The following is a 14,236-nucleotide window of genomic DNA, read 5'->3' on the forward strand; positions in this document are numbered from 1 at the left end:
GTCGGGGGAAGTAATTCGTTTTATGCTTTGCTCTTAAGTTCAGCGGTGACTTGTGCCAAACCTACTTCAGAGATCCGCATGGTGATTTCTTTTTGCTTCGCACTCAGTAGAGAAATGCCTTCAGCTACCATGTCATAAACTTTCCAAGTGCCATCTTTACTTTGGCGAAACTTAAAGTGCATGTCGATATCAGGCTTTGCTTGCTCTTTGATCACAACTTTTACCGTAGCAAAATCAGAGCCGTCAGAAACTGGCAACTCTTCAAATATCACCTCTTGCCCTTTATACTGCAAAAGTGCGCTGGCATAAGTTGCTACTAAATAATCGTCAACGGCATTAATAAAGTCGACCGCTTCATCTCTTTTTAGCCCTTTGATATGCTTGCCAAGCAGCTTGAAAGAAACAAACTTCACATCAATGTGTGGCATAAGGCGACTACGTACAATCCCCTTCATTTCGGTTTCAGTTGCCTTTCCTTCTTTATTTACCGCTTTAATATCTGTAAAAAGCTTATCGCCTACTTGATTGATTAGCGTGTATGGAGAAGTATTCGCCACAGCAATACTCGAAAAAACGAGTAAACTAAAAATAATGAGTAACTTTTTCATCGTTTAATCCTTATTAAACCTTGGGCACTAGTCTATCCAATTTGACGAGTGCAAATAAACATATCAATTCGCACCAAATTGATGCTGTTTTGACATCAATAAACCTATTATAAAATATGAGATGACACGATTAATACCGATCCGCTTAACTAAACGATCTATTTCCAGACAAAAAACCTTAACGTAGTTCGCGCCAGACTTACTCCCTTAAATAGAGCATGTACTAAGCGCATCGGTATAAGATCGAATAATAAGTTATACCCACTAACAGCATGGACAGAAGGATTTACTGCACTTTACTGCCATAGCCTAGTGGTAGCTTGAGTATACGGTGTTCAGATAAGAAAAAATGTCAGAAAATGTATCAAATATTGTAGAAGTGCAAGGCTGGGCTTACACGCAGCCTTGGCACCCTAAAAAGCAAGAATTAGTTAAACGGCATTTCAGCACAGAAGAAAGTAATATTTTCATCATCAGCAAGCTTATCGAGTGTCTCGATGAGAATGTCGTTATTAGCTAGGACGGATCCTAAGTGGGACAACTTTACTTCGTCTTTTTCTAGCTTTTCGGCCAGTACATTGCCAATAAATGCCATTCTTTGCTGTGCACAGACACTGTTAGAAAGCCAGCTCCCACATAAAGATACAATGCCAATATTAGGTGCCTTTTTCATCAATACATGCTGTTCAATTGCAGGTAACCCAGCTAAACAACTCACTCGTCCACAAAAAACCAAATGATTGATCAATTGCTGTGTTTGCGTGCCGGTAAGGTCTAATGCACCTTGAACCTCTGCTTCACCAAAATGTTGCTGTAACCTCTCGGCTAAAGCAGACAGACTATCTTCTGTATAAACCAGATCTGCACCTAGTTGTTCCACCAGCTTTTTATGCTTTGCCTGTGTACAAGCAGCAACACCAACTCCGAGCTGCTTTGCAAACTGTACCGCCATTTGTCCAACTGGATGATGTGCCGCTTCAATAAGTATGGTATCACCACGATTCAGCTGTAATTTGAATAGCGCGATTAATGCACACATAGCCGGCGCGATTGCCGCGGCTGCAAGTTTACCATCGACATTGGCTGGTAACACAGTTAAGGCATGACTAGGGACGATTGCAAATTCGCTCATTGTGCCCTGCTCACGTATATCTCCATGCCAAAATACCCGAGTGCCGGGTTCAGGAAAGCCTGTTTTACAAGCTTTCTCAACAGTGCCTACCGCGTCAATACCAAACACACGATTTGGTGTGTCTTCACAAGGACAATTGGCGACTTTAGTATCGATAAAGCTTAAACCAACATGCTCAACTTTGATCAAAACTTGATCATCGTTCGCCTCGGGTAAATTAATCTCTCCCTGCTCGAAGGTAAGTCCATTTGTATGTTTGAATCGGACTGCTTTCATCTTGTGCCTTTACGTTATGCTTCAAAATAATGTAATACGCTTAGAAGCTATGCGTCTATTTTCATTAAACCATTGTTAGCTATTTGCCACAACTTTATTAGTGTAAATATGCCCCTCGCAATTCCAATTGTTTAGTGTCACAATGGCATCAGTATCAGTGAACTTTTTTGCACTATGGATATTAGCAGCCGATTATTAATCTTTTTAGACGTTGTAGAACGCGGTTCATTTGCAAGCGCCGCACAACTTCGCAACATTGACCGTTCAGTCATTTCCAAGCAGATGACCAAGCTTGAAGAAGAGCTTGGAGTAAGACTAATGAATAGAACAACACGTTCTTTTTCATTAACCTCAGCAGGATCTGAAATGGTAAAAAAAGCTGAAGAGCTGCGTTTACTGCTAAGTGATACACAGCGGATCGCGCAAAATTACCACACAGAGCCAAAGGGATTGCTCAAAATCGCCAGCTCAACAGTTGTCGGTAGACGCTATGTACAGCCGGTTATTAATGATTTCCAAAAACGTTTTCCTCACGTTGAAGTCGAGCTCAGGCTAGAAGACAGGCTGGTTGACTTAGTCGGTGAAGGATTTGACTTAGCTTTTCGTGTCGGCGAGCCAAAAGACTCTTCTTTGATAGCACGGCGCATCGCACGTAATCGTTTTTTGATAGTAGCCAGCCCAACCTTTTTAAAAACACATGGCACACCTACGACACTTGAAGAATTAACTCAACTCCCAGCTGCAAGCTACGCCAGTGACGCATTACGTTTCACCAGCATTACTTATTTGGATGAAAATAACCAAGAGCAACAAATGCCAATTAAGAGTATCTTCAGAACGAATGATGGTGATACTCTTTTAGAAAGCGTGTTATCCGGAACATGTTACATCGTCGCCCCCGCATTTTTAGTTGGCCAAGAGGTAGCCGACGGAAAACTGCAGCCACTGCTTACCGAGACAAAGCTCATTGATTTTGCAGCGATGTACGCACTTTACCCTCATCGTGATCTCCCTGTAAGAACACGCCTATTCCTCGACGCATTTCGTGCTTATATAGGTGAAGAAATACCGATTTGGGAAAATGAAATACCAGGCTTTGAGCAGATGTATGGTTTTGTGCCGCCAAGACCAAAACTGACTTTTTAGCTATCGCCCATCTAGGCGCTTCATCGCTCCTTTGACCATTAATCTTGAGTTCATCCATTTGATACACTCGCTCAATGATAGTGGTTCACAAATTTGAAAACCTTGGATGTAAGGGCAACCCAAGCGGGATAAGTACTGTAAACAGGCATCGCTCTCAACACCTTCGGCGACTATACTACAGTTAAGTTTACGGGCAAGAAACATACTGGTTTCTACAATCGCTTGATCTTTCTCACTCTCATGGCTGAGACTGACAAAAGAGCCATCAATCTTTATTTGTGAGATTGGCAACTCCTTGAGAATTGAAAAGGAGGAAAAACCAGTACCGAAGTCATCAATACTCACCGAAAATCCCATTTCAATTAAGGTTTCAATTAGGCTTCGTGCTTTTTCGACTTCCTGCATTACCGTACTTTCGGTCAATTCGAAAACAACATGCTTAGGATCAATTTGGTGCGTATCTAACAACATTGCTAGTGTGCTTATTAAATTTTGCTCCACAAAGTCTTGGCATGAAAGATTAATATGCACTTCTAAACTTGAATGTACTTCCAGCAAAATTACTAAGTCCTGAAACACACGGTTAATAACAAACGCACTCAATTGCTTAATTAAGTTGTTACGCTCAGCCAGTGTAATAAACTTATCAGGCATAATCACAGTGCCGTCAGCTTGCGGCCACCGCAGTAATGCCTCCACACCATAAATATCGCCGCTTTGTGTACACACAATCGGCTGATAATAAAGCGTTAATTCCCCCCGTGCCAATGCCGTTTTTAGGTTTGTAAGTAATTGAAACTCAGCTTCAACTCCTTCGTGAAGTTCTTCGTCAAAAATAACGATACTTTGGCGGCTGTGTTTTGCCGAATACATTGCTATATCAGCTTGTTTCAATAGATCAAAGACCCCTAGCTGTCGTTGTTTTGTCCATAAGCTAGCACCAGCACTATAGGTAACATCCAGTTCTAGGTCTTCTATTTCGATCCCCGATCTTAGTTCGCTTAGCAAAGCATTATTTTGTGAATAGATACAGTTAGCATCACTGACATCCATAATGATAATAAACTCATCCCCACCCATCCTATATAATTGACTTCGCGGTAGTAGTGCAGCGCGCATTTTATTCGCAAGTGCTACCAGTAATTTATCACCAAAAAAATGGCCCTTGGCATCGTTTATCTGCTTAAAATTATTGAGGTCGACTAGAATAACACTGAAATCAACTTGTCGTAATTTCCGTTCATTTATCGCATCGATACAGCGCTGCCGATTTTCAAGATCGGTTAAAAAATCATGCTCCGCGTTATATTTTGCTTGTTTTGCTATCTCGTCTAGCTCACGCAAGCTCGTCAAGCTGAGGCAATTGACAACAAACACGAAAATTGACCCTAAGAATAAGATGAGGCTCAATCCTTGCTCAATAATGCTAATGCTCTCTAGATGAGCATACATAAAATACGCAAAGCTTACGTAACCAAGCTCAAACAAGGCCATTAGGATCAACAAAACACGCCACCCCATGGACGAAGTCAAACGGCAGATCTTTATTGCTGGAGAAAACGCTAATCCCATAATAAAGCTACCAGCAATGACCAAAGTGAGTGCAATCAAAGGATATATCGTGAAAGGAGTACAATGGTTACAGTATAGATAAGAATTTTGATCCTGCTCAAAACGGCATCAACAGAGGCAAAAGATAAGCAAAGGCAGGCATGCGGGCCAGCTTAGCCCGCATTGTTATATATCGTCACTCAGCACTTTTAAGAATGCTATATAGTTGATCTTTTAACCATAGGCGCTTTTTTTTCAGCGACTCTAAATATTCATCACTTGAGTGTTCTACACCATCCTCAATTCGGATCACTTCATTATCTACTTCGTGATAGTCTTTAAATAGCCTTGAGAAGTGTCCATCTGACAATTTAAGTTCGTGAATTCTATCTTTAAACTCTGGTAGCTCTTTTGCTAAACTATGGCGTTCAATATTCATCTTTTTAGTCCCATTAATCGTGGTGGTATAAAACGCATTCTCGTGTTTAGAAAACCCAATCAATGCGCCTTTAACAACAGTGTTCTTCAATAATCTCATGAAGTTACTGCTTGATTGGGTCTGTCTTCATAGTACGCTCCTGCCGCCACTGAATATTGATCTAACGCAAGTCAAATACCTTTACATTGAAAGCAAACATCTAGCAATTTCCTATACTAGACTCACAAATAAATCGAGGACCTTTGACCACATACAGAGGGTTTCTCGTAAAGTCGCTAGCCGCCCAGATGCAATTGTTGTAAAATGTCGGCGTTTCTAAGCAAATCTATCTAGCAACTTTTGAGGAAAACCTGTGAGCGAACAAAAACAGTCTCTTAGTTATAAAGACGCTGGCGTTGACATCGATGCGGGCAACGCATTGGTCGAAAGAATTAAAGGCGTAGTGAAGAAAACTCGCCGTCCAGAAGTCATGGGCGGTATTGGAGGTTTTGGTGCACTATGTGAACTCCCAACTGGGTATAAAGAGCCTGTTTTGGTTGCTGGCACTGACGGTGTTGGTACTAAGCTACGCTTAGCTATCGATTTAAAAAAACATGATACGGTAGGCATCGACCTAGTTGCTATGTGTGTTAATGATCTTATTGTCCAAGGTGCTGAACCCCTATTCTTCTTGGATTACTATGCCACTGGCAAGTTAGACGTTGACGTTGCAGCAGACGTTGTATCTGGTATCGGTAAAGGCTGTGAGTTATCTGGTTGTGCACTTATCGGTGGTGAAACAGCAGAAATGCCTGGTATGTACGAAGGCGATGACTACGATATGGCAGGCTTTTGTACCGGTGTTGTAGAAAAGTCTAAAATTATTGATGGGACTAAAGTTGCGTCAGGCGACCAACTAATTGCGCTTGGTTCAAGTGGTCCCCATTCCAACGGTTACTCACTGATCCGCAAGGTACTAGAGGTTTCTGGCGCAGACACCAACGCAGAGTTCGAAGGTAAAACACTGGGTGAACATCTACTAGAGCCGACGCGCATTTACGTAAAACAAATCTTAGCATTGTTAAAAGAAGTCGATGTGCACGCACTTTCGCATATCACAGGTGGTGGTTTTTGGGAAAATATTCCTCGCGTGCTACCAGAGTCGGCAAAGGCAGTGATCAAAGGGGATAGCTGGCAATGGCCCTCAATCTTCAATTGGTTACAAGAAAATGGCAACATCGCAACTCACGAAATGTACCGCACATTCAACTGTGGTGTCGGTATGGTGCTAGTTGTTCCAGCTGACAAACTAGAGCTGAGCCTTGAAATACTTAAAGCACAAGGTGAAAATGCTTGGCACATTGGTGAGATCCAAAACGCACAAACAGGTGAAGAACAAGTTGAGATCTTAGGTGGTGCCGAGTAATGGCACCAACTCGACTGGTTGTATTAATTTCTGGTAGCGGGTCAAACTTACAAGCGATTATCGACGCTTGTAAGTCAGGCTATATAAACGGTGAAATTGCTGCCGTCGTCAGCAATAAAGCCAGTGCCTATGGTTTGATCAGAGCCCAACAAGCCGGCATAACAACCGAAGTATTAGACCATAAGCAATTTGCCTCACGCGAGGACTATGACGTTGCGCTTGGTCAATTAATTGAGCGCTTTACACCTGATTTGGTTGTATTAGCAGGATTTATGCGTATTCTAACTCCATATTTAGTGCAAAAATTTAAGGGAAAAATGTTGAACATTCACCCTTCTTTGTTGCCTAAGTATCAAGGGCTGAACACCCACCAAAGAGCTATCGATGCTAACGATGCAGAACATGGTGCTAGCGTTCACTTTGTCACAGAAGAGTTAGATGGCGGTCCTGTGGTCTGCCAGGCCAAGGTTGCAATTCTTCCCGGTGATACGGCAGAGTCACTAGCACAACGTGTTCATAAGCAAGAACATATTCTTTACCCTTTGGTGGTCAAATGGTTCAGCGAACAAAGACTAACCATGGAAGCAGAATATGCTGTTTTTGACAACAAAACCTTACCAGTTCAAGGTGCGCCGTACATCAAAGAATAAAAAATGGAGCGCTGTGCTAATTGGTATTAGCGCTCTACTTTCCACCTCCACGATTGCCAATCCTCTAAAAGAATATCACGCAGAATACCAAGTTTCTCGCAAAGGGGAAGTACATGGCACAGCAACTCGGACACTCACCAAAGTAGCAGAGTCCACTTATGCAGTGCGATATAAAAGTGACATCGAATGGATGATCTTTTCAGATGTGCGTATTGAGGAGTCATTATTTAAGCTATCAGATCATGTCATCAGTCCACTTCACTATAGTATGAAGCGTGAAGGTACAGGACCTGATAAAAGCTATAAAATTAAGTTCGATCATCAAAACCATGCCATTACCTCGAGCGAAGAAAAATATCCGTTAAAAGTAAAGTGGCTCGAAAATCAACAAGATTTGATTAGCTATCAAGTACAATTGAGGGAAGATTTAAAGTCTGGCAAAACCAAATTTAGCTATCCAATTATTGACAAAAAAGGCAGTCAACGTAGCTATGACTTTGAAATTGCAGGCGAAGAAACAATAACCCTCCCGTTTGGAAATGTAAAAACAATAAAAGTTAAGCGCATTTATGACGACAGTGACCGTCAAGCCATAGCATGGTTTGCCCCCGATCATGATCACATGCTTGTGAAAATGTATAAAGGAAAGGATGGGATGGAACAATTTCAAATAGAGCTGAAAACCTTAGAGGCAAAATCAGATAGCTAGATAACCTGAGGTGTAGATAAGCAATGAGCTAACACATTGTTTCTAGATTCACATTAAGTGGCAGCCTACGTATCAATAGTTAGGTACAGTTAGCGCTTAGTCTAGCTACTGATGCGAAAAATTATTCGGTTTGACCCTTGCCAGATGCCCAACAGGCTGATGGCAAGGAACTAATGCAACTTATACCTTTTCACCGAGCTTAAATAGTGCAAACTCACCTGGCTGTAGTTTTTGCCATTGTTCATCGTTTGTTAGCGGTCGAGTCGCTATTACCGTTACCACATCGTCTGGAGTTGTTTCCTTTTGAAAGTCAACAACCATGTCAGCGTCAATAAGGGTTGCTTTGCCAAATGGTGCTCTACGCGTTATCCAATGTAAGTTATTGGTGCAATATGCTAAGACATAAATACCATCGGTGATCAGCATATTAAACACTCCTTTCTCCCTAAGTATGTGCCCAAGTTTGGCTATGTACCTAAACACTGACACCATATTTGAGGGCCTGTTAGGATACTTTTCTCTCACCTTGTCTAAAATCCAACAAAAGGCCAACTCACTATCGGTATTGCCCACTGGGCGATAAAAGTCTGTTTTTAAGTCTTTGTAATCAGACAGTTGACCATTGTGCGCATAAGTAATTTCTCTGCCCCACAATTCCCGCGTAAATGGGTGAGTATTTTCTAAACAGGTTCGGCCGCGATTACCTTGCCTAATATGACTGATCACTGATACGCTTTTAATCGGGTAGGCTTTTACCAATTTAGCGATTTCCGACTGGCAGCTCGGCTCAGGATCTTTAAATGTCCGGCACCCTTTACCTTCATAAAAGGTAATACCCCAACCATCTTTATGTGGCCCAGTATTACCGCCTCGCTCTAATAAACCAGAAAAGCTAAAACAAATGTCCGTCGGTACATTTGCCGACATCCCTAAAAGCTCGCACATAAACTACATAACCACACATATCAATTACACGATTTCACTTAATCACTCTATAGTTTAGGCAAAGAATCAACTTGCCTATTGTCGCTTTATTTATCAGCCTAACTGGAAAGCTTCAAGAGTATTGCCATTCTCGTATTACCCTAGGTATTGACCCTTGGCTCTTTGTGCTAACAGTATATTATTAAAGTAAATTAAACAGTTAGCAATGAATTAGACTATCAAAAGCGTATGACTTATCGTCAGCATAAGTTAAACATAGAAGTAACAGCAAAACCTGTGTTGTTTTATCATTTTGCGTATTATACACACTATTGTTCAGGATTTTATTGAAGCTGTAAACTTACCCTTTGCATGAAGATAAAATATTGCGGTAGACCGCTCAGAATTTGCAATTTAAAACGGCTAAATTACGTATATCCGAGTAGAGCTTAGCCAGTTACAAGAGTGATTGCCTGAGAACAACATGTAGGAAGTGGAGATGCCCTAACACAAATTTAACAAGCAACTTTAGGTATCAGTTTAAACATATTTGCAGCCTCAAGCTGATACCCAAAATCAGACTGGCCGTTTTATATAACGACGCTCTGCCATTGAAACGCCAGACTCAGCCCTGCAAGTGAAAATGCAACTAAGAAATTAATGACTTCTTTTGAACTGATAGAACGTGATTCATTGGCAAAATGCTTAGTATGTAAGCGCATACCTAACGGTTGCAGCTCAGTATCACGCTTTGGCAAAGCAATAAGCCCTGCGAGTAGTAACACCACACACAACGTGTAATGGCCTTGCGTGATAAAAAAGAAAGAAAGTGAAAATGCGGTGATCGAAAAGATCCAAGAGATAAACTTAAACATAGCAGCTCCGTTTGCTATTGGTGATATTTGCGGTGTAAATCTTGAGTTTCTTTTCCAGAACTCCCAAGAATCAGTCGAAAATTGTAGAGTTATTAGTTTAAAAAAACAAGTATACCAAAGTATTAGCCTATATTTTCGAACAATATTCATAAAACAACCAACGATACACTTCGAAGCAAGAAAAATAATAAAGTACTGTTATATAAGGAATAGTTTTAAAAAATCAGCGCTTTAAATTTAGCGAGTATAGGTACTAGATTACTACTTTTTACGTTATTTCTGTTAGGGATGTGAGAGATTGCCCTATCACTATACCGTTGTATTTAACCCTAGCTGGGCGGCGCAGCGCTTTAAGATTGCGGGAGGTATCTCCCGCTATGGCTAAAAGAAACCCAGTGGACTGGTGCTATAGCTCACCAGTAGGTTTTTGGTTTGTTGATAATGATCTAAGGCCTTTTTGTGCGTTTCGCGGCCAATACCCGACTTTTTGTAGCCACCAAATGCTGCGTGCGCTGGATACATATGATAGCAATTAGTCCAAACGCGGCCTGCTTCAATTTGACGACCAAAGTGATATGCTCGATTCATATCTCGCGTCCAGACGCCTGCACCCAAACCAAACTCTGAACTATTCGCTAATTTTATTGCCTCAGCCTCATCTTTAAAGGTGCATAAAGAAATTACTGGGCCAAAGATTTCCTCTTGGAATACACGCATCTGGTTGTTGCCTTTTAACAGGGTTGGCTGGATATAAAAACCTTGATGATAACCTTCACCAAGCTTTTCTACTTCGCCGCCTATTAAAACTTCAGCCCCTTCTTTTTTACCTATATCTATATAGCTAAGAATTTTATCAAACTGTGCTTGTGAAGCCTGCGCACCAACCATAGTTTCGGTGTCGAGTGGATTACCGCGCTTGATGGCTTTGGTTCGCGCAATCACTTTTGCGATAAAATCATCATATATGTCTTCTTGTACGAGTAATCGAGAAGGACAGGTACAGACTTCACCTTGGTTGAAATAAGCCAGTACCGCCCCTTCAATACATTTACTTAAATAGTCATCATCCGCTTGCATCACATCACTAAAGTAAATATTGGGAGATTTACCGCCTAACTCGACGGTTGAAGGAATAATATTCTCCGCCGCGCATTTCAAAATATGTGAACCAACGGGAGTTGAGCCTGTAAATGCTATCTTTGCGATACGCTGGCTAGTAGCAAGTGCTTCACCGGCTTCTCGACCAAAGCCATTAACGATATTAACGACACCATTTGGTAGCAAGTCGGCTATCAGCTCCATTAGTAACAAAATAGAGACCGGCGTTTGTTCTGCTGGCTTGAGCACCACGCAATTGCCTGCAGCAAGCGCGGGGGCAAGTTTCCAAGCAGCCATAAGCAATGGAAAGTTCCAAGGGATGATCTGCCCCACTACCCCTAGAGGCTCGTGAAAATGATACGCGACGGTTGACTCATCAATTTCACCTATTGTCCCCTCTTGCGCGCGTATACACCCTGCAAAATATCGGAAATGATCCGCCGCTAAAGGCACATCTGCCGCCAATGTCTCGCGTACAGCCTTTCCGTTATCCCACGTTTCTGCAACAGCTAAATATTCAAGATTTTTTTCAATCCGATCGGCAATTTTAAGTAAAATATTACTGCGTTCAGTAACGGATGTTTTACCCCAAGACGCTTTAGCTGCGTGCGCAGCATCTAGTGCAAGTTCAATATCAGCTGCGCTTGAGCGTGGAACTTTACAAAAAACTTCACCGTTTACTGGGCTTATATTATCAAAGTAATCCCCCTCAACAGGTGGTCTCCACTCGCCACCAATAAAGTTGTTGTATTGTGTTTTAAAGCTGACGACAGCACCCTCAGTATTTGGATTTGCGTATATCATTTTGACCTCTGCAACTTGTGTTATTTATCCTGGATCTTACTGTTCCAGATTTGTTTTTCTGTTTGACATTAGCCAAATTCAGCTTTAAAAACTTAACAAGGCGTCTTGGAATATATACACACAGTCCAAAAAGTATCGGATAAGGAGAATATTGCTTGCAGATTGCGAAACGTGTTAGTCACATTGATCGTTTGATCGAAAACAAAGTAAGCTTTGCTGCCAACAATGTTGAGCTAAGTATCTATGACACATATGAAAGTGCCAATAAAGTAAAGCTTACCTCCGGTGAAGTGCTGTTTTGCGCTATGGTAAGTGGCAAAAAAGTGATGCATGTAGACAGTTGTGATTACCATCAACCGTTTTTGCCACATCAAAGCTTTGTGCTGGCACCCGAGCAAACTGTACATATCGACTTTCCAGATGCGAGCTTATCTTCGCCAACTACCTGCTTAGCCATTGAGATCAGCCGAGAGAAAATTAAGGCGGTTAGCGACAGATTATCTCTGAGCCTCTGCGATGAAGTGACTTACCAAACACAGCTAATTCATACCGAGCACAACTGGCAAACCCAACACTGTTTGGCAAAGCTGTTCCACCTGTTTAGCGAAAATGAAAATAATCGAGAATACTTTATCGATTTAGCAATGGATGAACTGATAGCGAGGCTCCTACAACAACAAAGCCGAGATCTTCTGCTCAATGCGGTCAAACACACTCCGGATCGCAATGGGTTATACCAAGCAGTGCATTATTTGGAGACGCATTTAGAGCAGCCTTTGGATGTAGATAAGCTCTGTAAGCTCAGCTGCATGAGTCGCAGTCGATTTTTTAGTCAATTCAAAAAATCATTTGCAACTACGCCACAACAGTGGCTACAAGCAAGGAGGCTCACAGAAGCTAAGGCAAAATTAAAAGCTGGGGCTCAGATCACCGCAGTTAGTTTTACACTCGGCTTCAAGCACCCGAGTCAATTTAGCCGAGCGTTTAAACAAGCCTTTAATATTACACCAAAAAACTATCAACTTCAGACGCTAAAAGTCGATAAAAGCGACTGATAACGCCATTAATCTTGTACACAGCCAAGAGTGCCTTAACATCACGTCAAAGTACTCGAATTTTCAAGTGATAACAGTCGATAAAAGCGACTGGTAACGCCATTTGTCCACCCAAAGCCTTGTTGCACAACATACTCTCCTCCTTCTGCCTGCTTGTCTGGCTCTACCACGTTATACTTTTCCAGCAAACAACCCAGATGTGCAAAGCCTGTTTCAACAGCATAAATCCATGCTTGCATAATTTCGCTTGCAAGTTGGTTTTGACCATATGATCTTAGCCCCGATACCGCAAACCATTGCAGTGGCGCCCAACCATTTGGACTATCCCATTGTTGTGAGGTAGGGGTTAGCGTACTGACGAGCCCGCCTGATTTTAAAAAATCGTATCTTAGTTTGTCACCCATTCGCTGTGCTTGTGCTGGTGTAACCTGCTTAGCAAACATGGGGACAACCCCTGCCAGTGAAACAATTTTGGTTGGTTGATAATCATCAAGGTTAACATCATAAAACCAGCCTGTTTCATCACACCAACAGTAACGCTGGATAAGTGCACTGCGTTTTGACGCCAGCGAATCATAATGTTCGGCTTGTGTTTCATTATTTAGTTTCTTTAAACATCTTGCGAGCTGCAATTCAAGCAAGACCAGCAGTGCATTTAAATCTACGGGGATAATTTGGGTTGTGCGGATACTTGCCAAGTCATCGGGGTTTGCAAGCCAACGGCTACTAAAATCCCATCCCGACTCGCATGCAGCCCGAATATGTTGGTAAAGCACACTTGGGTCTACTGCTTTACTAGCCAATTCAACATCTTCTACATACGACTCCGGACGTGGTGCTGCCAGCGGATCCCAATAACGATTCAATGTACCGCCACAGGGCATTGTGACGACACGCAGCCGCGCATTACCCTCAGTGCTACCAACATCACCACCGGTTTGCCAAAAGTTATGTTCCTTTATTAACCCTTGGGTAACTCGCTTGAGCCACTGCATGTCATCAGACTTTTGTTGCCACAGCAAATCCACCATTAATGCCGTCACAGGTGGTTGTGAGCGGCTTTGATAATAATCTCGATTGCCATTTGGTACATGCCCGATACGGTCAATCAAACTGATAAAGTTGTCTAACATTCCCTCAACGAGATCGTTTCGATTTGCATCTAATAGTCCAAGTGCAGTGAAATAGCTGTCCCAGTAATAGATCTCATTGAAACGCCCACCCGGTACCACATAAGGGTAAGGTAACGGTAATAAAGAGCCTGTAGCAACCGTGCTCGGTTTTCTGGATAAACGTGACCAAAGTGCACTGATGTACTGCTGTGCACAAGCAAAGTCAGGCAAGGCCTCTAACTCTTTGCTGGCGACAAAATCAAAGTGCGTATGAACAAAGTTCAGCAGCGCCGCTCCTGTTGGTTTTTGCTTGGCGTACAGCTGTTCAATCTCTGCTAGTGGTATTTTTGCGATGGCGTCAGCAAAGGCTTTACTATCTGTAAACAAACCGGCCTTTTGTACTGCCTTAAAAATTTCTGTGTTGTAAAAATCTGATTGGTACTGCATGTAAA

General features: G+C 42.1%; 13 protein-coding genes. 5 read left to right on the forward strand and 8 right to left on the reverse strand.

Features of this window, described 5'->3' with window-relative positions; genetic code table 11:
- Positions 1-20 precede the first annotated feature (20 nt).
- Complete coding sequence (locus J8Z24_RS10060; RefSeq protein WP_125252413.1) at positions 21-608, reverse strand: MlaC/ttg2D family ABC transporter substrate-binding protein; 588 nt, start codon at positions 606-608, stop codon at positions 21-23.
- A gap of 427 nt (positions 609-1,035) precedes the next feature.
- Positions 1,036-2,016 carry a zinc-binding dehydrogenase gene (locus J8Z24_RS10065; RefSeq protein ID WP_176033232.1) on the reverse strand — a complete coding sequence of 327 codons (981 nt, stop codon included), beginning with the start codon at positions 2,014-2,016 and terminating at the stop codon, positions 1,036-1,038.
- A 174-nt stretch (positions 2,017-2,190) separates the two neighbouring features.
- Here J8Z24_RS10065 and J8Z24_RS10070 point away from each other — a divergent pair, with 174 nt between their 5' ends.
- The gene (locus tag J8Z24_RS10070; RefSeq protein WP_125252411.1) at positions 2,191-3,162 is read left to right on the forward strand and encodes a LysR substrate-binding domain-containing protein; all 972 of its coding nucleotides are present in this window, start codon (positions 2,191-2,193) and stop codon (positions 3,160-3,162) included.
- Here the strand turns inward: J8Z24_RS10070 and J8Z24_RS10075 are convergent, their stop codons facing one another.
- Both J8Z24_RS10075 and J8Z24_RS10080 read right to left on the reverse strand, forming a co-directional pair.
- A complete protein-coding gene (locus tag J8Z24_RS10075) occupies positions 3,163-4,734 on the reverse strand; it encodes a putative bifunctional diguanylate cyclase/phosphodiesterase (protein ID WP_225740691.1) in 1,572 nt (523 codons plus the stop codon).
- 175 nt (positions 4,735-4,909) lie between these two features.
- Positions 4,910-5,251, reverse strand: coding sequence for an HP1242/YdcH family protein (locus tag J8Z24_RS10080; RefSeq protein WP_373865588.1), 342 nt, complete (start codon positions 5,249-5,251; stop codon positions 4,910-4,912).
- Positions 5,252-5,504: 253 nt separating this feature from the next.
- On the opposite strand from J8Z24_RS10080, the gene purM reads away from it, so the two are divergent.
- From purM to J8Z24_RS10095, 3 genes are read left to right on the forward strand one after another with little or no spacing between them, the layout of a single operon-like run.
- Positions 5,505-6,557: a phosphoribosylformylglycinamidine cyclo-ligase gene (gene purM / locus J8Z24_RS10085; protein ID WP_128731216.1), complete on the forward strand. Its 1,053-nt coding sequence runs from the start codon at positions 5,505-5,507 to the stop codon at positions 6,555-6,557.
- Positions 6,557-7,207 (forward strand): phosphoribosylglycinamide formyltransferase, encoded by a 651-nt coding sequence (purN, locus tag J8Z24_RS10090; RefSeq protein WP_147390526.1) that lies wholly within the window; start codon positions 6,557-6,559, stop codon positions 7,205-7,207. Before purM ends, purN begins: the two co-directional genes overlap by 1 nt.
- Positions 7,208-7,220: 13 nt before the next feature.
- Complete coding sequence (locus J8Z24_RS10095; protein WP_128731218.1) at positions 7,221-7,916, forward strand: DUF3108 domain-containing protein; 696 nt, start codon at positions 7,221-7,223, stop codon at positions 7,914-7,916.
- Between the two features lie 180 nt (positions 7,917-8,096).
- Here the strand turns inward: J8Z24_RS10095 and J8Z24_RS10100 are convergent, their stop codons facing one another.
- The 3 genes from J8Z24_RS10100 to exaC form a co-directional block, all read right to left on the reverse strand.
- The gene (locus tag J8Z24_RS10100) at positions 8,097-8,861 is read right to left on the reverse strand and encodes a class II glutamine amidotransferase (RefSeq protein WP_176033234.1); all 765 of its coding nucleotides are present in this window, start codon (positions 8,859-8,861) and stop codon (positions 8,097-8,099) included.
- A 569-nt stretch (positions 8,862-9,430) separates the two neighbouring features.
- Positions 9,431-9,715 carry a hypothetical protein gene (locus J8Z24_RS10105; RefSeq protein ID WP_128731219.1) on the reverse strand — a complete coding sequence of 95 codons (285 nt, stop codon included), beginning with the start codon at positions 9,713-9,715 and terminating at the stop codon, positions 9,431-9,433.
- Positions 9,716-10,096: 381 nt separating this feature from the next.
- On the reverse strand, positions 10,097-11,617 hold the full coding sequence (exaC, locus tag J8Z24_RS10110) for an acetaldehyde dehydrogenase ExaC (protein WP_252094621.1): 1,521 nt from the start codon (positions 11,615-11,617) through the stop codon (positions 10,097-10,099).
- A 155-nt stretch (positions 11,618-11,772) separates the two neighbouring features.
- Between exaC and J8Z24_RS10115 the strand changes: the two genes are divergently transcribed.
- Positions 11,773-12,672, forward strand: a complete 900-nt coding sequence (locus tag J8Z24_RS10115) for a helix-turn-helix transcriptional regulator (protein ID WP_176033236.1) — start codon at positions 11,773-11,775, stop codon at positions 12,670-12,672.
- A gap of 41 nt (positions 12,673-12,713) precedes the next feature.
- Here J8Z24_RS10115 and J8Z24_RS10120 read toward each other — a convergent pair whose 3' ends face one another.
- On the reverse strand, positions 12,714-14,231 hold the full coding sequence (locus J8Z24_RS10120) for a trehalase family glycosidase (protein ID WP_176033237.1): 1,518 nt from the start codon (positions 14,229-14,231) through the stop codon (positions 12,714-12,716).
- Between the last annotated feature and the right edge of the window lie 5 nt (positions 14,232-14,236).

This window comes from Pseudoalteromonas sp. SCSIO 43201 (assembly GCF_023716725.1).
Classification (GTDB): domain Bacteria; phylum Pseudomonadota; class Gammaproteobacteria; order Enterobacterales; family Alteromonadaceae; genus Pseudoalteromonas; species Pseudoalteromonas peptidolytica.

Bases quoted from the DNA above. Each gene is read 5' to 3' on its own strand.
- J8Z24_RS10060 (WP_125252413.1), bottom strand. From the start codon at position 608: ATGAAAAAGTTACTCATTATTTTTAGTTTACTCGTTTTTTCGAGTATT.
- J8Z24_RS10065 (WP_176033232.1), bottom strand. From the start codon at position 2,016: ATGAAAGCAGTCCGATTCAAACATACAAATGGACTTACCTTCGAGCAG.
- J8Z24_RS10070 (WP_125252411.1), top strand. From the start codon at position 2,191: ATGGATATTAGCAGCCGATTATTAATCTTTTTAGACGTTGTAGAACGC.
- J8Z24_RS10075 (WP_225740691.1), bottom strand. From the start codon at position 4,734: ATGGGATTAGCGTTTTCTCCAGCAATAAAGATCTGCCGTTTGACTTCG.
- J8Z24_RS10080 (WP_373865588.1), bottom strand. From the start codon at position 5,251: ATGAGATTATTGAAGAACACTGTTGTTAAAGGCGCATTGATTGGGTTT.
- purN (WP_147390526.1), top strand. From the start codon at position 6,557: ATGGCACCAACTCGACTGGTTGTATTAATTTCTGGTAGCGGGTCAAAC.
- J8Z24_RS10100 (WP_176033234.1), bottom strand. From the start codon at position 8,861: ATGTGCGAGCTTTTAGGGATGTCGGCAAATGTACCGACGGACATTTGT.
- J8Z24_RS10105 (WP_128731219.1), bottom strand. From the start codon at position 9,715: ATGTTTAAGTTTATCTCTTGGATCTTTTCGATCACCGCATTTTCACTT.
- exaC (WP_252094621.1), bottom strand. From the start codon at position 11,617: ATGATATACGCAAATCCAAATACTGAGGGTGCTGTCGTCAGCTTTAAA.
- J8Z24_RS10120 (WP_176033237.1), bottom strand. From the start codon at position 14,231: ATGCAGTACCAATCAGATTTTTACAACACAGAAATTTTTAAGGCAGTA.